Source organism: Methylobacterium ajmalii, assembly GCF_016613415.1.
GTDB classification, from domain to species: Bacteria; Pseudomonadota; Alphaproteobacteria; order Rhizobiales; family Beijerinckiaceae; genus Methylobacterium; species Methylobacterium ajmalii.
In genome coordinates, this window is record NZ_JACWCT010000061.1 from 1 (window position 1) to 20158 (window position 20158).

16 protein-coding genes and 1 tRNA gene are annotated in these 20158 nt (G+C 73.1%); 14 read left to right on the top strand and 3 right to left on the bottom strand.

Going from position 1 to position 20158, the window contains the following annotated elements; translation table 11 throughout:
• From HPY23_RS11150 to HPY23_RS11180, 7 genes are all read left to right on the top strand, one after another.
• A partial coding sequence (locus HPY23_RS11150) for a CheB methylesterase domain-containing protein (protein WP_200649606.1) occupies positions 1 to 650 on the top strand: 650 nt, incomplete at its 5' end.
• Positions 647 to 1534 carry a CheR family methyltransferase gene (locus HPY23_RS11155; protein ID WP_091881872.1) on the top strand — a complete coding sequence of 296 codons (888 nt, stop codon included), beginning with the start codon at positions 647 to 649 and terminating at the stop codon, positions 1532 to 1534. The genes HPY23_RS11150 and HPY23_RS11155, both read left to right, overlap by 4 nt.
• Positions 1531 to 3666, top strand: a complete 2136-nt coding sequence (locus tag HPY23_RS11160; protein ID WP_244537480.1) for a chemotaxis protein CheA — start codon at positions 1531 to 1533, stop codon at positions 3664 to 3666. Before HPY23_RS11155 ends, HPY23_RS11160 begins: the two co-directional genes overlap by 4 nt.
• The gene (locus HPY23_RS11165) at positions 3663 to 3923 is read left to right on the top strand and encodes a hypothetical protein (RefSeq protein ID WP_060847118.1); all 261 of its coding nucleotides are present in this window, start codon (positions 3663 to 3665) and stop codon (positions 3921 to 3923) included. The genes HPY23_RS11160 and HPY23_RS11165 overlap by 4 nt, the downstream gene beginning before the upstream one ends.
• Positions 3924 to 4444: 521 nt before the next feature.
• On the top strand, positions 4445 to 4849 hold the full coding sequence (locus HPY23_RS11170) for a response regulator (protein WP_060847119.1): 405 nt from the start codon (positions 4445 to 4447) through the stop codon (positions 4847 to 4849).
• Complete coding sequence (locus HPY23_RS11175) at positions 4846 to 5517, top strand: chemotaxis protein CheX (RefSeq protein WP_244537481.1); 672 nt, start codon at positions 4846 to 4848, stop codon at positions 5515 to 5517. The genes HPY23_RS11170 and HPY23_RS11175 overlap by 4 nt, the downstream gene beginning before the upstream one ends.
• A 34-nt stretch (positions 5518 to 5551) precedes the next feature.
• Positions 5552 to 8014, top strand: coding sequence for a PAS domain S-box protein (locus HPY23_RS11180; RefSeq protein WP_060847120.1), 2463 nt, complete (start codon positions 5552 to 5554; stop codon positions 8012 to 8014).
• Between the two features lie 58 nt (positions 8015 to 8072).
• Here the strand turns inward: HPY23_RS11180 and ygfZ are convergent, their stop codons facing one another.
• The gene (ygfZ, locus tag HPY23_RS11185; protein WP_091881875.1) at positions 8073 to 8900 is read right to left on the bottom strand and encodes a CAF17-like 4Fe-4S cluster assembly/insertion protein YgfZ; all 828 of its coding nucleotides are present in this window, start codon (positions 8898 to 8900) and stop codon (positions 8073 to 8075) included.
• Positions 8901 to 8995: 95 nt separating this feature from the next.
• On the opposite strand from ygfZ, the gene HPY23_RS11190 reads away from it, so the two are divergent.
• The 4 genes from HPY23_RS11190 (at position 8996) to HPY23_RS33835 (ending at position 13496) form a co-directional block, all read left to right on the top strand.
• Entirely contained in the window at positions 8996 to 10336 is a 1341-nt protein-coding gene (locus HPY23_RS11190) for a dihydroorotase (RefSeq protein WP_091881878.1), read from the top strand.
• Positions 10337 to 10697: 361 nt separating this feature from the next.
• Positions 10698 to 11102 (top strand): preprotein translocase subunit SecG, encoded by a 405-nt coding sequence (gene secG, locus HPY23_RS11195; protein ID WP_060847123.1) that lies wholly within the window; start codon positions 10698 to 10700, stop codon positions 11100 to 11102.
• 150 nt (positions 11103 to 11252) lie between these two features.
• A complete protein-coding gene (gene pyrG, locus HPY23_RS11200) occupies positions 11253 to 12881 on the top strand; it encodes a CTP synthase (protein WP_060847124.1) in 1629 nt (542 codons plus the stop codon).
• A gap of 339 nt (positions 12882 to 13220) precedes the next feature.
• Entirely contained in the window at positions 13221 to 13496 is a 276-nt protein-coding gene (locus HPY23_RS33835) for a DUF2934 domain-containing protein (protein WP_091882130.1), read from the top strand.
• Between the two features lie 13 nt (positions 13497 to 13509).
• Here HPY23_RS33835 and HPY23_RS33765 read toward each other — a convergent pair whose 3' ends face one another.
• Both HPY23_RS33765 and HPY23_RS11215 read right to left on the bottom strand, forming a co-directional pair.
• Positions 13510 to 14754 carry a M23 family metallopeptidase gene (locus HPY23_RS33765; RefSeq protein WP_091881883.1) on the bottom strand — a complete coding sequence of 415 codons (1245 nt, stop codon included), beginning with the start codon at positions 14752 to 14754 and terminating at the stop codon, positions 13510 to 13512.
• A gap of 165 nt (positions 14755 to 14919) precedes the next feature.
• Complete coding sequence (locus HPY23_RS11215; RefSeq protein WP_060847127.1) at positions 14920 to 15384, bottom strand: peroxiredoxin; 465 nt, start codon at positions 15382 to 15384, stop codon at positions 14920 to 14922.
• A 350-nt stretch (positions 15385 to 15734) separates the two neighbouring features.
• On the opposite strand from HPY23_RS11215, the gene HPY23_RS11220 reads away from it, so the two are divergent.
• The 3 genes from HPY23_RS11220 (at position 15735) to HPY23_RS11230 (ending at position 20062) form a co-directional block, all read left to right on the top strand.
• The gene (locus HPY23_RS11220; protein ID WP_091882133.1) at positions 15735 to 19058 is read left to right on the top strand and encodes a YhdP family protein; all 3324 of its coding nucleotides are present in this window, start codon (positions 15735 to 15737) and stop codon (positions 19056 to 19058) included.
• Positions 19059 to 19115: 57 nt separating this feature from the next.
• Positions 19116 to 19190: transfer RNA gene (locus HPY23_RS11225), tRNA-Gly, on the top strand.
• A gap of 311 nt (positions 19191 to 19501) precedes the next feature.
• Complete coding sequence (locus tag HPY23_RS11230; protein WP_099954353.1) at positions 19502 to 20062, top strand: metallophosphoesterase family protein; 561 nt, start codon at positions 19502 to 19504, stop codon at positions 20060 to 20062.
• Positions 20063 to 20158 lie beyond the last annotated feature (96 nt).

Consider the following 20158-nt stretch of genomic DNA (forward strand, 5'->3'; position numbering starts at 1 on the left):
GCCGCCGGGACGCCGCGCCGGATGCGCCGCGACCGGACCCGGACGGGCCGGCGCCGGATCCGGGCCCGGGGCACGAGCCGGCCGGCCTCGTGCTGGTCGGTGCCTCGACCGGCGGCCCGCCGGCCCTCACCGCCCTGCTCGGCGCGCTGGCGGCCGGCTTCCCCTGGCCGATCGTGGTGGCCCAGCACATGCCGGCGAGTTTCACCGGGGCGCTGGCGCGGCGGCTCGACGGGCTCTCGGCCCTGGCGGTGCAGGAGGTGACCGCGCCGGTCGCCCTCGTCCCGGGTCGGGTCTATGTCGGGCGCGGCGACGCCGACGTGATCGTGGTGCGCCGGCCCGGCGGCCTGATGGCCGCCCCGGCCCCGGCCCGGGCCGACTACCCCTGGCATCCGAGCGTCGACCGGCTGGTGGAGAGCGCCCTCGACCTCGTCCCGGCCCCTCGCCTCATCGGCGTGCTGATGACCGGCATGGGCCGCGACGGCGCCCGCGCCATGGCGGCCCTGCGCGAGCGCGGCGGGCGCACCATCGCGGAGGCCGAGGCGACGGCGGTGGTCTGGGGCATGCCGGGCGAACTGGTGCGGGCCGGCGGCGCCAGCGTGGTCGCCCCGCTCGAGGCCATCGCGGCCGAGCTGACGGCGCTGGTGCCATGAGGCGCGAGGCGGCCACCGGGGAGCCTGCCCTCCTGGCGGATGCCGACCTGGCCCGGGTCTGCGAGCTACTCTACCGCCAGACCGGCATCCTGGTGCCGGCCGACCGGCGCCCGTTCATCGAGCGCCGGGTGCGCGAGCGGATGGGCGCCACCGGGACGGACGGCGTGCCGGGCTATCTGGCGCGGCTGCGCGCCGACACGGACGGCGAGGTCCAGCTCTTCGTCAATGCCTTCACGGTCAACGAGACCTACTTCTTCCGCGAGGCCCACCAGCTGCACTGCCTCACCGCCTCGCTGATGCCGGCGATCGCCGCCGGACGCGACCCCGCCGACCCGATCCGGATCTGGTCGATGCCCTGCGCAACCGGCGAGGAGCCGTATTCCCTGGCGATCTGGCTCCTCGAGCACTGGCCCGAGGTCGACCGCTGGGAGATCGAGATCGTCGGCTCGGACATCGACACCCGGGCGCTCGCCGCCGCCGGGGCCGGGCGCTACGGCGCCCGTGCCCTCGGCCGGCTGCCGCCGGACCTCGTTGCGCGCTACTTCACCGCCGAGGCGGGGACCGCCGTGCCGTCCTGGCGCATCCTGCCGGAGCTGCGCGACTCGGTGCGCTTCAGCCGCCGCAACCTCGTCGACGGGCCCGGCATGGCGCAGGAGGGGCGCTTCGACATCGTGTTCTGCCGCAACGTGCTGATCTACTTCGACGACGCCTCGCGCCGGCTCGCGGCAAACACCCTTTTTTCCGCCCTGCGGCCGGGCGGCTTCCTGTGCCTCGGCCACACCGAATCTATGGACCGGATCCCGTCGCGGTTCCGCACCCGCCGCTTCCCGGAGGCGATCGTCCACCAGCGTCCGGCGGATGCGCGCGAAGGGGATGCCCCGTGACCGACACGCCCCCGCCGACACCCGGCCTGCCGCCCTTGGACGACCTCGTCGCGGATTTCGTCGCCGAGGCGCGCGAGCTGATCGAGGCCGCGGCCGAGGACTTGCTCGCCCTCGACGCTGCCGCCGATCCCGCGGTGCTGAACCGGGTCTTCCGCGCCGTCCACACCCTCAAGGGCTCGGTCGCCCTGTTCGACTGGCCGGCGATGCTCGCGGTGCTGCACGCCGCCGAGGACGGCCTGTCCGCCGCCCGCGCCGGGCGCCTGCCCGCCGCCGACCTCGTCGACCCGTCCCTCGCCACCCTCGACGCCGCCGGACGCTGGACCGAGGCGATCGCCGCGACGGGCCGCCTCCCGGACGGCGCCGCGGCAGAGGCCGAGCGGATCCTCGCCCGCTACCGCGCCCTGCTGGGGCCGGGCGAGGATGGGGCCGGTTCCGCGGCCCCCGCGCCGCCGGGCCCCGTGCCCCGCTGGGCGTCCGATCTCCTTGCCGAAGCGGGCCCCCATCCGGACGGTGCGCTGACGGCCCTGCTCTACGTCCCGCGGGCCGATTGCTTCTTTGCCGGCGACGACCCCCTGGCCCTGGTGCGCCGGCTGCCCGGCCTCGTCGCCCTGCGCCTCCACCCCGCCGCCCCCTGGCTGCCGGTCGAGACCCTCGACGTCTTCGCCTGCAACCTCGCGGTGACACTGCTGACCACCGACGCGCCAGCGGAGGTCGACGCGGTCTTCCGCCTGGTGCGCGACCAGATCACGACGGCGACGATCGTCCCGACCGCTGCCCCGGACCCCGACGCCGCGAACGGAGCCCGGCCTACCCGGGACGCCGCCCCCGATCCGGGTCCCGATCCGGCCCGGGGTGCCGACGCGGACCAAAGGTCCGACACGGACCAACGGTCCGACACGGACCAACGGTCCGACAGGACCTTGCGGGTCGACGCGGCCCGGGTCGACGCCCTCGTGGCGCTCGCCGACGATCTCGCGGCGGCCCGCGCCGCCCTCGGCGAGGTCGTCGCCCGGGCGGTCGCGGGCACCGACCTCGCCGACCTCCTCCCGGCCCTGCGGGCGGGCGACGAGCGGATCGGCCGGCTCTCCGCCGAGCTGCACCGCGAGGCCTTGGGCCTGCGGCTCCAGCCGCTGGCCCGGATCTTCCGCCGCTTTCCCCGCGCCCTGCGCGACGTCGCCCGCCAGCTCGGCAAGCAGGCGACGCTCACCCTCGACGGCGAGGCGACCGAGCTCGACCGGGACGTCGCCGAGGGGCTGTTCGAGCCGCTGCTCCACCTCGTGCGCAACGCCGTCGACCACGGGATCGAGCCGCCGGAGGCGCGGCGTCTCGCCGGCAAGCCGGAGGCGGGCCGGATCGCGCTGCGGGCCGAGGCCCGGGCCGACCGGGTGGTGGTCTCGGTCGAGGACGACGGCCGCGGCCTCGACCCGGCCTTCCTCCGCCGCCGCGCCGCCGAGCGCGGGCTGCTGGCGCCCGACGCCCTCGCCGCCCTCGACGAGGCGGGGACGATCGACCTGATCTTCGCCCCCGGCTTCTCGACCGCGGCCGAGGTCGGCACCGTCTCCGGCCGCGGCGTCGGCATGGATGCGGTGCGGGCCGCCGCGACCCGGCTCGGCGGGACCTGCACGGTCGAGAGCCGGGCCGGACGGGGCACGACGGTGCGCCTCGTGCTGCCCCGGACCCGGACCCTCGCCCGGCTGCTCCTCGTCGGCATCGGGCCGGAGCGCTACGGCCTGCCGATGGAGGCGGTGGTCGAGCTCGCCCGGGTCCCGCGCGAGCGGATCCAGTCCCTCGGCACCGGCGCCGCGACGGTCCTGCGCGGGCGTACGGTGCCGGTCCTGGCGCTCTCCGCCCTCCTCGGCCTGCCGCGAGAGGAGTTGCCGCGAAACGACTTGCCGCGAAACGACTTGCCGGAGGAGGCTCGGCTGGCGATCTTGCGCGTCGGCGGCGGTGATTGGGTCGCCGTCGAGGTGGATCGGTTCGCCGGCCGCCTCGACGGGCTGGTGCAGCCCCTGCCGGCGCTCGCCGCGCTGCCCGGGCTCGCCGGCACGGTGCTGACCGGCGACGGCGCCGTGCTGCTGGTGCTCGATGCCGAGACCCTCGTGGGCGGCCCGGACGGGGAGGGGCGGGCATGAGCGTGCGGCGCGACGGCGAACTGATCCGGCTCGAAGGGGCCTGCCCGGTCGAGGAGGCCGAGACCCTGGCCGCCCTGCTGCTGGCTGAGCCGGGCCTCGGCGTCGAGTGGAGCGCCTGCACGGGTCTGCACACCGCGCTGGTCCAGGTGCTGCTGCGGCTGCGCCCGCCGCTCCACGGCACCTGCGGCGATCCCTTCGCGGCGCGCTGGCTGGCGCCGGTGCTCGCCGCGCCCCGCGCTCCGTCGGAGCCCGGTTGATCCGGGTCGAGTTTTCCCGACCTCGACCTCCGTCGAGACAGGCCGATCAGTTGTAAGTGGCGATCTTGTCGGAAAGCTTCGAGTTAAGAATCTGGTCGATTGATGATTTTGATGTTGGGATATGTCTTAATTCTATCAGCGACCTCATCCTGAGGTGTCAGTCCATCGAAGATGGTCTGACCTCGAAGGAGGGCTCCAGGGATCACTGCGCCTGCTGGGGCCCTCCTTCGAGGTCGGTCGATTTTCAATCGGCTGATGCCTCAGGATGAGGTCGAGGGCGAAACAAAACCTTCGTATCGTGGCGAGCAGGTCCCGGAAGACGCATGCCGCAGCGACGCCGCGCCGCGCCCGCAGCGGCACTTGCGCCGCCGAAAAAACCTCGCGCGAGAAAACCCTACGCATGGATGCCGGTTTTCCGCTATGCCGGCCCGGAGCATACGGCTCCGTCTTTCGCCCTCCCCACGCGCCTTTCCCGCGGGGCAGGCGTTTCCCTCGCGGCGCAAACGACCTAGATGCCCTCCATGACGCAGCCCCCGTCGCCGCAAACCGTGACCGTCCTCGTCGTGGACGACAGCAAGCTCGCCCGGGCGGTGGCCGTACGGCTGCTGCGGCAGCTCAAGCCGGATTGGGCGGTGCGCGAGGCCGCGAATGCCGAGGAGGCCGCGGCGATCGCCGCCGCCGAGCCGGTCGGCGTCGCCCTCCTCGACTTCAACATGCCGGGCAAGGACGGGCTCGCCCTCGCGGCGGAGCTGCGTGCCCAGAACCCCGGCATGCCGATCGCCGTGATCTCGGCCAACATCCAGGACGAGGTGATCGCCCGCGCCCGGAGCGTCGACGCGACCTTCATGCCCAAGCCCCTGACCGGCGAGGCGCTGGCGGGCTTCCTGTCGGGCGCGTCCCTGCGCCTGCGCCGGGGCGCCCCGTGACCGTTCCGGCTCCCGGCGCGGCGCCCCCTCCCGCCATCGGCCTGACCGAGCTGCAGCAGGACGCCTTCACCGAACTCGTCAACATCGGCGTCAGCCGCGCCGCCGCCAGCCTGCGCACGATGATCGGCACCCAGGTGCTGCTCTCGGTGCCCTCGGTCGAGATCGTCTCGCGCGCCGCCGCCGCCCGGCTGATCGGCGAGCGCGAGGCGGCGCCCCTCGTGGTGGTGCACCAGGATTTCGAGGGCGCCTTCGCGGGCCGCGCCCTGCTGATCTTCCCGCAGGAGAACGGCCGCGAGCTGGTGCGGGCGGTCGCCGGCGGGGACCTGTCGCCCGAGGAGGTCGCGGCTTTGGAGGACGAGGCGCTGGCCGAGACCGGCAACATCATCCTCAACGGCTGCCTCGCCACCATGGCGAACATGCTCCAGCGCACGCTCACCATGTCGCTGCCGGGTATCGCGCGCGGCGACGGCCCGCGGATCTTCGGGGCGGAGGCGGGTGCGCCGACGGCCGCGGACGCCCTGGTGCTCTTTCTCTACATCGACTTCTCGGTGAGCGAGCGCGACATCCGCGGCTACCTGGCGATGCTGATGGACCTGCCGTCGATCGAGAACCTGCGCGGGCTGGTGGACGAGTTCATCGCCCGCGCGCTCGGCGACCTGGACGCCTGATGACGCTCCCCCCTCAGGCCGGCAGGCTGCCCGCATGAGCGCCCCGGACGGCACCGATCCCGGCCGCGCCGAGGCGCTCGCCGCCGCGATCGCGGCGGCGCGGCACCGGGCCGGGCCGTTCCTCGCCGCCTTCGAGCAGTCGCGCCAGCCGATGCTCGTCACCGATCCGCGCCTGCCCGACAACCCGATCGTCTACGCCAACCCGGCCTTCCTGACGCTCGCCGGCTACTCCGCCGAGGAGGTGGTGGGCAGCAACTGCCGGTTCCTGCAAGGGGCCGAGACCGATCCGGGCGCGGTGGCGGCGATCCGCGAGGGGCTGCGCGAGGAGCGCGTCACCCGGGTCACGCTCCTGAACTACCGCCGCGACGGCAGCCGGTTCTGGAACCAGCTGCTGATCTGCCCGATCCGCGACGAGGCGGGTCGCCTCGTCAACTACTTCGCCTCGCAGGTGGACATGTCGCATGTCCACGAAGCCGAGGCCGGACGCACGCGGCTCGCCGACATCGAGCGGCGCCTCTCCGAGGCGCAGCGCCAGCTCTCGCTCACCCTCTCGTCGGCCGGCATCGCCGGCACCTGGGACTGGGACATCCCGGAGAAGCGCCTGCACGTCGACGCGCGCTTCGCGGCGCTGACCGGGCTCGCGCCGCCCGCGCGCCCCGGAACGGTGCCGCTCAGCCCCGGGCCGCTGCCGTCGAGCGCCTTCTTCGCCGGCATCCACCCCCTCGACCGGGGGCGGGTGCGGCTCGCGGTGAGCGGCATCCTCGGCGGCGCGGAGGTGTTCGACAAGGAGTACCGGCTGCTCGGGCCGGACGGTGCGGTACGTTGGGTCCATGCCCGCGGCCGCTGCCATTTCGGCGCCGATGGGCGGCCGGCCCGCTTCACCGGCGTGCTGGTCGAGGTCACCGACCAGAAGCGGGTCGAGGAGCGGCTGCGCATCGCGCAGTCGGCGGGGCGCGTCGGCGCCTTCGAGCACGTCCCGGGCTTCGCCACCGTGGCGGCCTCGCCGCAATTCTGCAGCCTGCTCGGCCTGGTGCCGGCCCGCACCGTCGCGGCGAGCGCCGTCAACGCCCTGGTGGTCGAGGGCGACCCGCCGCTGATGGCGCCCGACCAGCGCCAGGAGGGCGAGCTTCCGCCGATCGAGACGCGGGTGCGGCTTGCCGATACCGGCGAGGTGCGCTGGCTGGTGCGCCGGGGCGAGGCGATCCGCGACACCGAGACCTCGGGCCTGCGCCATGTCGGGGTGATCTACGACGTCACGGAATCGAAGCGGGCCGAGGTGGCGCTCCGCGAGCTCAACGACACCCTGGAGGCGCGGGTGCGCGAGGCGGTGGCCGAGCGTGAGCGGGCCGAGGAGCAGCTGCGCCAGTCGCAGAAGATGGAGGCGGTGGGCCAGCTCACCGGCGGCATCGCCCACGACTTCAACAACCTGCTCACCGGCATCGTCGGCTCGCTCGACCTGATGCAGACCCGCATCAACGAGGGCCGGACCGAGAACCTGACCCGCTACGCCGGCCTCGCCATGGCCTCGGCCCAGCGCGCCGCGGCGCTGACCCACCGGCTGCTCGCCTTCTCGCGCCGCCAGCCGCTCGAATCGAGGCCCGTCGACGCCAACCGGCTGGTGAGCTCGATGGACGAATTGATGCGCCGGACGCTGGGCGAGCGGGTCCAGCTCGAGGTGGTGGTGGCCGGCGGCCTGTGGCTGACGCTGTGCGACCCCAACCAGCTCGAGAACGCGATCCTCAACCTCGCGATCAACGCCCGCGACGCGATGCCGGAAGGCGGGCGGCTCACCATCGAGACCGCCAATTCCCACCTCGACGACGCCTATGCGTCGCGCGAGATCGGGGTGCGGGCGGGCCAGTACGTCTGCGTCAGCGTGACCGATACCGGCACCGGCATGCCGCCCGACGTGATCGCCCGGGCCTTCGACCCGTTCTTCACCACCAAGCCCCTGGGGCAGGGCACGGGCCTCGGCCTGTCGATGATCTACGGCTTCGCCAAGCAATCCGAGGGCAACGTCAAGATCTACTCGGAGGCCGGGCAGGGCACGACGGTCAAGCTCTACCTGCCGCGCTACCACGGCGAGGTCGAGGCCTTGGCGGAGGTGCGGGGCGAGGCGCCGCGGGCCGAGCGCGGCGAGACGGTGCTGGTGGTCGAGGACGATCCGACGGTGCGGTCCCTGGTGATCGAGGTGCTGCACGAGCTCGGCTACCGCACCCTGGAGGCCGGCGACGGCACCGCGGGCCTGCGCCACCTGCAATCGGACGCGCATATCGACCTGCTCGTCACCGATGTCGGCCTGCCGGGCCTCAACGGCCGCCAGCTCGCCGACCAGGCCCGCCTGGTGCGCCCGGCCCTCAAGGTGCTGTTCATGACCGGCTACGCCGAGAACGCGACCTTCGGCAACGGCCATCTCGGCCCCGGCATGCAGATGATCACCAAGCCGTTCCCGGTCGAGGGACTGGCGACCAAGATCCGGTCGATCATCGAGGGGTGACGGGACTCCGGGCGCATGAGCCGTGCCCGTAGGGGACGGGGCGCACCCCGTCCTCCGCTCAGCCCGGCCAGGCGAAGGTCGCGAAGCCCGGCTTCTCGACCGTCGCCGCCCGCCCGCCCGCCGAGACGGTCTCGCCCGCCGCCAGCGCCTCGCCGAGCCGGTCGATGCGCAGCATCGCCAGCCCGCGCGCGCCGGCGCCGCCGCCGGTCTGGCCGAGGCTGCGCTCGCCGGCGCTCACGGCCGCGCCGGCCGGGGCCGCTTCGCCGTCGCGGTAGGTGAGCGGCACGATGCGGGTGCGGGCGGTGCCGCGGTGCTGCATGCGCGACACCACCTCCTGGCCGACGTAGCAGCCCTTCCTGAAGTCGACGCCGCCGAGCTGGTCCATCAGCGCCTCGTGCGGGAAGGCGTCGCCGAACGGGAAGTCGGTTCCGGCCTCGGGCACGCCGACGCCGATGCGGTGGGCGGCGTAGGCCGAAGCGTCCGCGTCCGCCGCCGGAGTCTCGCCCTCCGGGGCGTAGAGGCGCCAGCCGAGTTCGGCGAGGCGCCCGTCGCGCAGGGACGGGGAGGGGGCCGGCCCGTCCCAACCCGCCGCCACCGCGAGCGGCAGCGCGGCCACGGTCACCTGGGCCCGCAGCTTGTAGAGGGTCAGGCGCTTGAGGAGGTCGGGCGCCTTCTCGCGGGCGACGTCGAGGTGGAAGCCGTCGGGCGCGCGGCTCGCCAGGAAATCGAACAGGATCTTGCCCTGGGGGCTGAGCAGCGCGCCGAGCCGGGCTTCCCCGTCCGGCAGGGTCTCGACGTTGCAGGTCACGAGACCCTGGAGGAAGCTCGACGCGTCGGCGCCGGTGACCGCCACGACGGCACGGTCGGGCAGGAGGGCAAGCGGCATCGGGGGTCCTTTGCTTGAACCGGGAGCAGGGCTGACATAAGCCGCCTGCGCCCGGCCCTCAATCGCGGCACGGGGGCGAACGAGGAATGCGACCGATGAGCCAGAGCTTCGACCTCCTCCTGCGCGGCGGCACCGTGGTCAACCACGACGGCGAGGGACTGGCCGATATCGGCGTCACGGCCGGGCGCGTCGCCGCCATCGGCGACCTGTCGCAGGCATCGGCCGGCCGCACCCTCGATTGCCGCGGCCTGCACCTCCTGCCCGGCGTGATCGACAGCCAGGTGCATTTCCGCGAGCCGGGCCTCGACCACAAGGAGGACCTGGAGACCGGGTCGCGTGCCGCCGTGATGGGCGGCGTGACCACGGTGTTCGAGATGCCCAACACCGTGCCGCAGACCACGAGCCCGGACGCCCTCGACGACAAGCTGAAGCGCGCCCACCACCGGATGCATTGCGACTTCGCGTTCTGGGTCGGCGGCACGCACGAGAACGCGCGCGACGTCGCCGAGTTGGAGCGCCTGCCGGGCGCGGCCGGCATCAAGGTGTTCATCGGCTCCTCCACCGGCTCGCTCCTCGTCGAGGACGATGCCGGCATCACCGAGATCCTCAAGCGCACCCGCCGCCGCTCGGCCTTCCACGCCGAGGACGAGGCGATGCTGCGCGACCGCAAGGGCCTGCGGGTGCCGGGCGATCCGTCCTCGCACCCGGTCTGGCGCTCGCCGGAAGCGGCGCTGAAGGCCACCGAGCGGCTGGTGCGCATCGCCCGCGAGACGGGGGCCCGCATCCACATCCTGCACATCTCCACCAAGGAGGAGATGCGCTACCTGGCCGAGCACAAGGACGTCGCCACCTGCGAGCTGACGCCCCACCACCTGACGCTCGATGGCGATGAGGCCTATGCCCGCCTCGGCACGCTGGTGCAGATGAACCCGCCGGTGCGGGGCGCCGACCACCGCGACGGGCTGTGGTGGGGCCTGTCGCAGGGCGTGGCCGACGTGCTCGGCTCCGACCACGCGCCGCACACGCTGGAGGAGAAGCAGAAGACCTATCCGGAATCGCCGTCGGGCATGACCGGCGTGCAGACCCTGGTGCCGGTGATGCTCGACCACGTCGCCGCCGGCCGGCTCTCGCTGCAGCGCTTCGTCGATCTCACCAGCGCCGGCCCGAAGCGGATCTTCGGCATCGCCCGCAAGGGGCGCCTCGCGGTGGGCTACGACGCCGACGTGACGGTGGTGGATCTCAAGCGCCGCGAGACCATCACCAACGCCTGGATCGCCTCCAAATGCGGCTGGACGCCCCATGACGGGCGCGAGGTCACCGGCTGGCCGGTCGGCACCGTCGTTCGCGGCCAGGCGGTGATGTGGGAGGGCAGCCTCACCGAGCCGTCGCGGGGCGAGGCGGTGCGGTTCGAGGAGGGGTTCCCGGCGCGGGGGTGACCCACCACCCCAACCCTCCCCCCTCTGCGGGGGAGGGTGGCCTGCGGAGCAGGCGCAGCGGGACGCAGTCCCGCCGAGAGGGGCAGCGCGACGCTGACTCAGAGGGCGCCCGTCAGAACGGTTCCGCCTCATCCGGAAGCGGCGTCCCCTCTCCCGCCCGGCTCCGCCGGGCACCCTCCCCCGCAGAGGGGGAGGGTTATACCGCGGCGCCAGACTGCGTCTTCTTTGCCTCCATTCCACCCACCACCCTTGGCTCGGGCGCACTTCTCGTATAGGAGCGCCCGGAATTGGAGGTCCGGACGCGTCCGCGTGCCGGCCGTTGCCACGTTGGCGGCCCGAACAGGGCCGGCCCGGAAGCCCGATGCAGACCGTTCTGATCGTCGTCCACCTGATCATCGTCCTCGCCCTGATCGGCGTGGTGCTGCTGCAGCGCTCCGAGGGCGGCCTCGGCCTCGGCGGCGGGGGCGGCACGCAGGGCTTCATGACCGGCCGCGGCCAGGCCAACGCGCTGACCCGCGCCACCGCGATCCTGGCGGCCCTGTTCTTCACCACCAGCATGATCCTGGCGATCATGTCGCACCGGGGTGCGGGCCCGCGATCGATCTTCGAGGGCGCGAGCACCAAGGCCCCGGCGGGCCAGACCGGCGCCCCGCCGGCCGGCAACGTCCTCGACCAGCTGCGCCAGCAGCAGGGCGACGCGCCCGCGGCCCAGACCCCGGCGGCGCCCGCCGCTCCGGCTGCCCCCGCGGCGCCCCAGTCCCGCTAGGACACCGCGCGAGCGACGGCGGCGCCTTCGCGCCGCCGCTCCGGTTCTGGAAAAATCCTGTGCATCCGGCCGGCCCTGCCGCCCGGACATGACCCCGTTGAGCTGGCGGCGTTTGGCAACCCGGCCACGCCTGTGTATGGAGCAAGTCCCATGACGCGGTATGTTTTCATCACCGGCGGCGTGGTCTCCTCGCTCGGCAAGGGTCTCGCTTCCGCCGCCCTCGCGGCCCTGCTCCAGGCCCGCGGCTACAAGGTCCGCCTGCGCAAGCTGGACCCCTACCTCAACGTCGATCCGGGCACGATGAGCCCGACGCAGCACGGCGAGGTCTTCGTCACCGACGACGGCGCCGAGACCGATCTCGATCTCGGCCATTACGAACGCTTCACCGGCGTGCCGGCGACGCGGGCCGACAACATCACGACCGGCCGGATCTACCTCGACATCATCACCAAGGAGCGCCGGGGCGACTATCTCGGCGCCACCATCCAGGTGATCCCGCACGTCACCAACGCCATCAAGGAGTTCGTCCTCGACGGCAACGACGCCTACGACTTCGTGCTGGTCGAGATCGGCGGCACCGTCGGCGACATCGAGGGCCTGCCGTTCTTCGAGGCGATCCGCCAGCTCGGCCAGGAACTGCCCCGCGGCACCTGCGCCTACGTCCACCTGACGCTCCTGCCCTACATCCCGTCGGCCGGCGAATTGAAGACCAAGCCGACCCAGCACTCGGTGGCGGAGCTGCGCTCGATCGGCATCCAGCCCGACATCCTGCTCTGCCGCTGCGACCGCGCGATCCCCCGCGAGGAGCGCCGCAAGCTGGCGCAGTTCTGCAACGTGCGCGAATCGGCGGTGATCGAGGCGCGCGACGTCGGCACGATCTACGAGGTGCCGCTCTCCTACAAGGAGGAGGGGCTGGACCGCGAGGTGCTGGCGCATTTCGGCCTCGAGACCGGCCCCGAGCCGAAGCTCGACCGCTGGCACGACATCGTCGGCCGGATCAAGAGCCCGGAGGGCGAGGTCTCGATCGCCATCGTCGGCAAGTACACGGGCCTCAAGGACGCCTACAAGTCGCTGATCGAGGCGCTGAGCCATGGCGGCATCGCCAACCGGGTCAAGGTCAACCTGGAGTGGATCGAGGCCGAGGTGTTCGAGCGCGAGGACCCGGCGCCGTTCCTGGAGGGCCTCAACGGCATCCTGGTGCCGGGCGGCTTCGGCCAGCGCGGCGCGGAAGGAAAGATCCGCGCCGCCCGCTACGCCCGCGAGCGCAAGATCCCGTATTTCGGGATCTGCTTCGGCATGCAGATGGCGGTGGTCGAGGCGGCCCGCTCGCTCGCCGGCATCGCCGACGCCAACTCGACCGAGTTCGGCCCGACGCCGGAGCCGGTGGTCGGCCTCTTGACCGAGTGGATGCGCGGCAACGAGCTCGAGCGCCGCCTCGCCGAGGGCGATCTCGGCGGCACGATGCGGCTGGGCTCCTACACCGCGGCCCTGGAGCCGGATTCGCAGATCGCCAAGATCTACGGCGGCACACGCATCGCCGAGCGCCACCGCCACCGCTACGAGGTCAACATGGCCTATCGCGAGCGGCTGGAGGCCAAGGGGATGCGCTTCGCCGGGCTGTCGCCGGATGGCTTGCTCCCCGAGACCGTCGAGGTGGTGGGCCACCCGTGGTTCATCGGCGTGCAGTTCCACCCGGAGCTGAAGTCGCGCCCGTTCGAGCCGCACCCGCTGTTCCAGAGCTTCGTCGCCGCGGCGATCGAGCAGAGCCGCCTGGTCTGATTCGCTCTCCTGAACGCTCCTTCCGGAGAGCGTATCAGAGCCCGCGCGGCGCCTGAGCGAAGCCGCTTCCGGTATCGCGAAGCGATGAACCGGAAACCGTATGAGACACCGACGCCCGGACGGGTTCCGTCCGGGCCAAGCGGGGCCGGCCGGAGAGACCGGGACCGCCATGCGTTGATCGGCGGGCATCGCGCCCGCATCGCAACGCCGATCGACCGCGACAGCGATACCAGCCCACGGTATAGGTGCCCGATGAGTCGAGCGTCCGGCCCGAGGCCGGACCCCGGCATGGAGCCCGACAGGCGCGAAGACCCGGCGGGCATGGGTGAGGTATCGGTGATGCGTGACATTCCCCTGGCGGCGATCCGGGCCCGCGCCTACGACATCTGGGAGCGCAACCACCGCCCCGCCGGATTCGAGATCCAGTTCTGGCTGCTCGCCGAGCGCGAGCTGCGGGCCGAGATGGAGAACCGGCGCGACGTCGAGGCGCTGGAGCCCCGGATGATGCAGGGGCAGACGGCGTCCGCGGAGGTCGATTTCGTCCAGGCCAAGTCCGGGCAGTCCCAGATGGCCCAAGCCTCGGGCGGCGGCCGCACCGAGACGGTCGAGGGCTGAGCGCCCGCCTCGGTCAGCGCGCCGCCATCCGGGCCCCCGCCCGCAGGAAGCGCTGGGGATCGACCGGTTCGCCGTCGATGCGGGTCTCGTAGTGCAGGTGCGTCCCGGTCGAGCGGCCGGTGGAGCCGACCCGGCCGACGGTCTGGCCCGCCGCCACCGCCTGGCCGGGCACCACCATGATGGCCGAGAGATGCGCGTAGCGGGTTGCGAGGCCGTGGCCGTGATCGACCTCGACCATGTTGCCGTAGCCGCCGGAATAGTCCGCCATCGTCACCGTCCCGGCCGCGGTCGCCCGCGCCGGGGCGCCGTATTCCGACCGCAGGTCGATGCCGGTATGGAGGGCGAGGCCGCGGGTGAACGGGTCGGACCGGTAGCCGAAGGTGCTCGACAGCCCGCCATCGACCGCGACCGGCCGGCGCAGGGGCAGGGCGCCGACGATGCGCCGCAGGGCGTCGCGCTCGCCGAGGTCGCGCTGGGCCTGCAGCACCGCGGTCTCGAACGGCCCCGATCCGGCCGGGACCAGCGGACCGCCGATCCCGCCGCCGCGGCGGTCGGCGAAGCGAGCCGCCTCGAGTCCGGTCTCCGCCATCACTCCGCGCAGGCGCGCCGCCTCGCCGCGGCTGCGGGCCGCGAGGCGCCCCACCACCAGGCTCTGGCGCGCCTCGAACCCGTCGAGGGCGTGGCCCAGCATCGCCATCCGGGCGCTCACCCCGGGAGAGGGGGCGGGGAGGGGGGCGCCCGTCTCCGCCTCGGTGCGCAGGCCGAGCGATTCCGGCGTCGGGGCCGGCGCGGGCGCCCGGGCGGGCAGCGGGCGGGCCGGGGCTAAGGAGGATTGTACCCCGTCCTCGTCCATCGCCATGCCGGCGCCGCCGGCCTGCTCGGCGAGGCCCATCAGCATCGCCTGGCGGCTTTCCAGCGCCACCTGCCGGCCGGCGAGGTCGGCGAGCCGGGTCTCGACCCCGTCCTGTTCGAGGAGCTTCTGCGTCGCCACCCGGTCGAGCCGGGCCCGCAGGGCGCTGACCCGCTCCTCGTAGGCGTATTGCATCGCCGCCTGGCGCTCCATGAACCGGGCCAGGGCCTCGTCGCGGAACACGATGAACCAGGTCGCTGCGCTCGCCCACAGGGCCAGCGTCCCGAAGGCCAGGGCCGCGATCAGCAGGGTCCGGCGCCGCACCACCCAGACGCGCTCCGGCTCGGGGGAGGGGAGCGAGGATGGCGGGCGGGTGAAAGCCGGGAGATCGGGGCGGGGGGAGAGCATCGGCGCGGTCCGGTAACCTGAGCCGAACCGTCGCGGGTTAAGGTTAAGGATGTCTCAAGTCTCGGACACGCTTCGCGTCCCGCGCCGGCATCACGATGCCCCAGACGCAGACGCAGAGGCGGCCGGGTCGTCCGGCCGCCCCGCGCTCGCTCGGGCGCCGTGCCCTCAGAGAGCCTTGGCCGCCGCCAGCACCGCGTCGGCGTGGCCCGGCACCTTCACCTTCGGCCAGACCTGCGCGATGGTCCCGTCCCGGTCGATCAGCACCGTGGTACGCTCGACGCCCATGTACTTGCGGCCGTACATGCTCTTCTCGACCCAGACGCCGTAGGCTTCGAGCATCGTCTTCGTCTCGTCGGAGGCGAGTGGGAAGCCGAGGCCGTACTTCTCGCGGAACTTGTCGTGGCTCTTCATCGGGTCGGGCGAGACGCCGATCACCACCGTGTCGGCCGCCGCGAAGGCGTCGGCCAGCGCGTTGAAGGCCTGGGCCTCCAGGGTACAGCCGCTGGTGTCGTCCTTGGGGTAGAAGTACAGCACCGCCTTGCGGCCCTTCAGGCCGGCGAGGCTCAGGGTCTCGCCGCCGGTCGCCGGCAGGGAGAAGTCGGGGGCGGGGTCGCCCGGGTTCAACGCCATCGTGCCTTCCTTTCGGCCGATTGATGGTGTGCCTCTGGGTGAGGCGATCGGGGCGCGGCGGCGGGGTCCGGCCCGGCGCGCCGTCCGAGGCTTTAGCGGCGGGACGTTACCCTCCGGTCACCGGATCGGGCAATCATTGGCGGTGGGCCTCGGGCGCCCGGAGCGCGGACTCCGGCCCAAGGGTCCCTCAAACGGCGGCGCCCGCGGGCGCCCGGAGTGGCGGCGCACGCGTGACGACAGGTCGAGCGACACCAGGAGACGCCACGCCCCAGGGGGAGAATGCGGTCGAGACGGCCTGCGCCGTGCCGGCCAAGCTGCGCCGCTCGTTCCTGCGGACCTGCATCCGCGGCGTGCTGTTCCTGAAGCTCGCGGCCGTTCTCCTCCTCCTGACGGGGCTCGGCCTCGCCTACCTGCGTCTTGCCAGCGGGCCGATGAGCTTCGCCTGGCTCGAGCCCCGGGTGGCGGCGGGCATCGCCGAGCGCCTCGGCCCGGGCTGGACCGCGAGCCTGCACGACAGCGCCATCGAGATCGACCGCGACGGCGCGCTGGCGCTGCGCACCACCGGCCTCGACATCCGCAACCCGGAGGGCGACCTCGTGGTGCGGGCGCCGCTCGCGGTCGTCGCCATCGACCTGTGGTCGCTGTTCGGCCTCTCGGTCCAGGCCCGCTCGGTCGAGTTCCGCGACCTGCAATTACGCGCGCTCCTCCACCACGACGGCTCGATCGCCTTCGCGGCCTCCAACGACCCGGCCGAGGCCAAGCCCCACACCCCGCCGGCGGTGGTGGCCGCCCGCGGCACCGTCTCGCCGGTCTCCGCCACGGTGGCGTCGATCCTGAGCGTGGTGCTCGACCCGTCCGGGGTCATCGGCAGCCTCGACCGGGCCCGCCTGACCAATGCCCGCCTGACGCTGCTCGACGAATCCGGCGCCGAGCGGGTGGTGTTTCCACGGGTCGACGGCCTGTTCAGCCGCGACGCGACCCGGCCGGCCCGGGTGTTCGAGATGCGCATCGTCGGCCCGCACGGGGCCTGGCGCTTCGGCGGCGACGTCGAGGAGGCGCCCGACGGCGGCCGCCACGGCGTCCTCACCCTCGACGACCTGCCCGCGCCCGACCTGCTGCTGCTGTCGGGCCAGTCGCGCCTGCCGCTCACCACCGACCTGAAGCTCTCCGGCCGCGCCCAGGTGGCGATGCACGGCGCGCGCCTCGACGGCATGACCTTCCGGCTCGCCACCAGCGAGGGCAACCTGCTGATCGAGGAGAAGGACTTCAACCCGGTGACGATCGAGGCGGTGACGGTCGACGGCGCCTGGGACGAGGCCCGCCGGACGCTGGCGGTCGAGTCCCTCGACTATCGCGGCGGCGGCAACCGGGTGCGGCTCGCCGGCACCTGGGCGGCGGCGCCCGACGGCGGGCCCGGCTGGACCGCCGCGCTCTCGGGCACCGACGCGGTCCTGCGCGGCGCCGCCCCGGGCGACGCCCCGGTCAGGATCGCCAAGGTCGATGCCCGCCTCACCGGCCGCGACGGCGGCGTGCAGATCGACGGGCTGACGCTGACAGGCGAGAGCGTGCGCGGCACGGTCAGCGGCACGCTCGGCACCAAGGCCGACGACGGCGGCCTCACCCTGCGCATCACCGCCGAGCGCACCGACGGCCGCGCCGCCCTGCGGCTCTGGCCCGAGAACGTCGCGCCGCCGATCCGCGCCTACCTCGTCGACAACCTGCGTACCGGGCGGCTCGACAGCCTCGACATCCTGGTCGACATGAGCATGGCCGAGTTCGCCGCCGCCACCCGCGGCGAGCCGATGCCCGACCAGGCGGTGCGGATCGCCTTCGCGGTGAGCGAGGGCGGCCTGACGATCTCGTCCGAGGCGCCGCCGCTCTCCCGTGCGCGGGTGTCCGGACTCGTCACCGGGCGCAACACCACGATCCGCGGCGCCACCGCGGAGATCCGGATGCCGGACGGGCGCGCGCTCGCCCTCCAGGACGGCTCCTTCGTCATCAAGGACGCGGTGCCCCACGACGTCTCGGCCCAGATCGGGCTGCGCCTGACGGGTGGCGCCGACGCGCTCGCCTCGCTGCTCCAGACCAAGCTCTTTCGGTCCCTCGCCGGCGCCGAGATCGACCCCGCGTCCTTGCGCGGCCAGGCCGACCTGCGCGTCGACTTCCCGCTCTCCCTCGAGGCGGTACCCGACATCGCCGACCTGCCGGTGACGCTGAGCGGCAGCCTCACCGACATCGTCGCCGACCGCATCGTCGGCAAAGAGCGGCTCGAGAACGGCCGCTTCGCGCTCGCCTACGACCGGAACGGCTTCAGCCTGAAGGGCGACGGGCGCCTCGCCGGGGCGCCGCTCACCGTCGACCTGCACCAGGCCAAGGCCGGCGCCCCCGGCGAGGCGGTGGTGACGCTCGCCCTCGACGACGCGACCCGCGCCCGCAAGGGCCTGCCGACGGCGCCCCAGCTCGCCGGGCCGATCAATGCCCGCGTCGTCGTGCCGTTCGGCCGTCCGGGCAAGAATCCGGTCCGGATCGAAGCCGATCTCGCCCGGGCGAGCGTCGACGGGCTCGTGCCGGGCTGGACCAAGGCCGCCGGCCGTCCCGGCCGCTTGACCCTCGCCCTCACCGAGACCCCGCAGGGCAGCGAGCTGCGCGACATCGTGCTCGAATCCGGCCAGGTCCAGCTGCGCGGCAGCGCCTTCCTGAACGGCGAGGGCGGGTTCGAGCGGGCCGACCTCACGAGCCTCAAGCTCTCGCCGGGCGACGACATCCGCGCCCAGGTCGAGCGCAGCGGCAACGGCTACCGGATCACCGCCAAGGGCGGCGTCGCCGATGCCCGGCCGTTCCTGCGCGCCATGACGGCGCCGCCGCGCAAGGGCGGGCGGGACGCCAATTCCCGCGACGTCGAGGCCGACCTCAGCTTCGCGATCCTCACCGGATTCAACGACGAGGCCCTGACCAACGCCAGCCTGAAGCTGTCGCTGCGCGGCGACGACCTGCGCCAGGCGCGGATCCAGGGTCGCCTGCGCTCGGCCGGGGTGAGCCTCGAGGTGGCGAAGGCCGACCGCTCCGGCCCGCCGGTGCTCAACGCCGAGACCAGCGACGCCGGCGCGGCGCTGCGCTTCCTCGACATCTACAAGCGCATGCAGGGCGGCTTCCTGTCGCTGCAGATGGGCCTGAACGACGGGCCGCAATCGGGCCTCGTCCAGATCCGCTCCTTCGCCCTGCGCAACGAGCCGGCGCTCGGCCGGATCATGGCCCAGGGCGAGGAGGGCGCCGACCGGCGCAGCGACGCCAACGACGTCGGCTTCGACCGGCTGCGCGCCGCCTTCCAGCGCAACGGCACCCGCGTCGCCTTCGCGGAGGCCGCGATCTCCGGCCCGGCGATGGGCTTCACCCTCGGCGGCTGGATCGACACCGCCAAGGACCGCACCGACATCGCCGGCACCTTCGTGCCGCTCTACGGCCTCAACAACGTGGTGTCCCAGGTGCCGATCTTCGGCCCGATCCTGGGCGGCGGCCACAACGAGGGCCTGTTCGCGATCAACTTCCGGGTCGCCGGCGCGATGAGCGCCCCCAACATCAGCGTCAACCCGCTCTCGGCGATCGCCCCGGGCTTCCTGCGCAAGCTCTTCGGCGCCGGCGGCGGCGACCCGACCGCCGCCCAGGCCCCCCGCTAGAGCGTCGCCATTTCGGGGTGGACAGCGCCGGGGCGAGCCCGTATGACGGACCCCGCTGCGGGCGTAGTTCAGTGGTAGAACGTCAGCTTCCCAAGCTGAATGTCGTCGGTTCGATCCCGATCGCCCGCTCCACTCATTTTCTCTAGTCATTACAGGCGCTTGCAGGTGGTTCCTCAACCATCTCGCGCCACCCCTGAATGGGCGGGATACAACGGGGATACAACGCAGGCCCCTCCAGCCCGTTGTATCCGCCGGCCAGGGAAACCCTAACCACGCCCTCAATCGGCCCTTGCCGGCACACACCAAATCGCGGATCCTGCGCCCTCATCGGGAGCCGCCAGTCATGACCCTCAAACGGAAACGCCGCCTGGCCTGAGCCAGCCACCCGCCGCTGGGATCCCCGCGCGGCCCGCGTTCTCTGTTCGATGAGGGGGCATGCCCCGATGAAGACCTACTTCACCAGCGATTCTCACTTCGGGCACGGCGGGATCCTGTCCTCGCGGATGCAGAAGCCCAGGCCGTTCGCCTCGATCGAGGAGCACGACGAAGCCTTGATCGGCGCCTGGAACAACCGCGTGAGGCCGGACGACGAGGTCTGGCACCTCGGCGACTTCGCCTATGGCGCATCGGCCGCGCACTGCCGGGCGGTGTTCGACAGGCTGAACGGCCGCAAGCGCCTGGTGCGGGGCAACCACGACGCGTCGCGGACGACGAGCCTGCCCTGGTACGACCAACACGAGCGCGCGGAGCCGGTCGTGGAGGGACGCCGGCTGGTGCTCGACCACTATGCTCAGCGCACTTGGAACCGCATCCATCACGGCGCCCTGCACCTCTACGGCCACTCCCACGGGAGCTTGCCCGGCTGCGGGAGGAGCCTGGACGTCGGGGTCGACTGCTGGGACTGGCGGCCCGTGCGGCTGGCCGAGATCCTGGAGGCCATGACGGCCGACGCGGCGCGGGCGGGCGCCCCGGCGGTGGTGGCGGCCCTGGCCGAGGCGGCCTGATCGTGAAGCCCGGCTACTCCTACTCGGAGCCGCCGGCGGGTGCGGTGACCTGCCTGACCTGCCGGCGCATGAACCTGGCGATCACCCGGCAGGAGG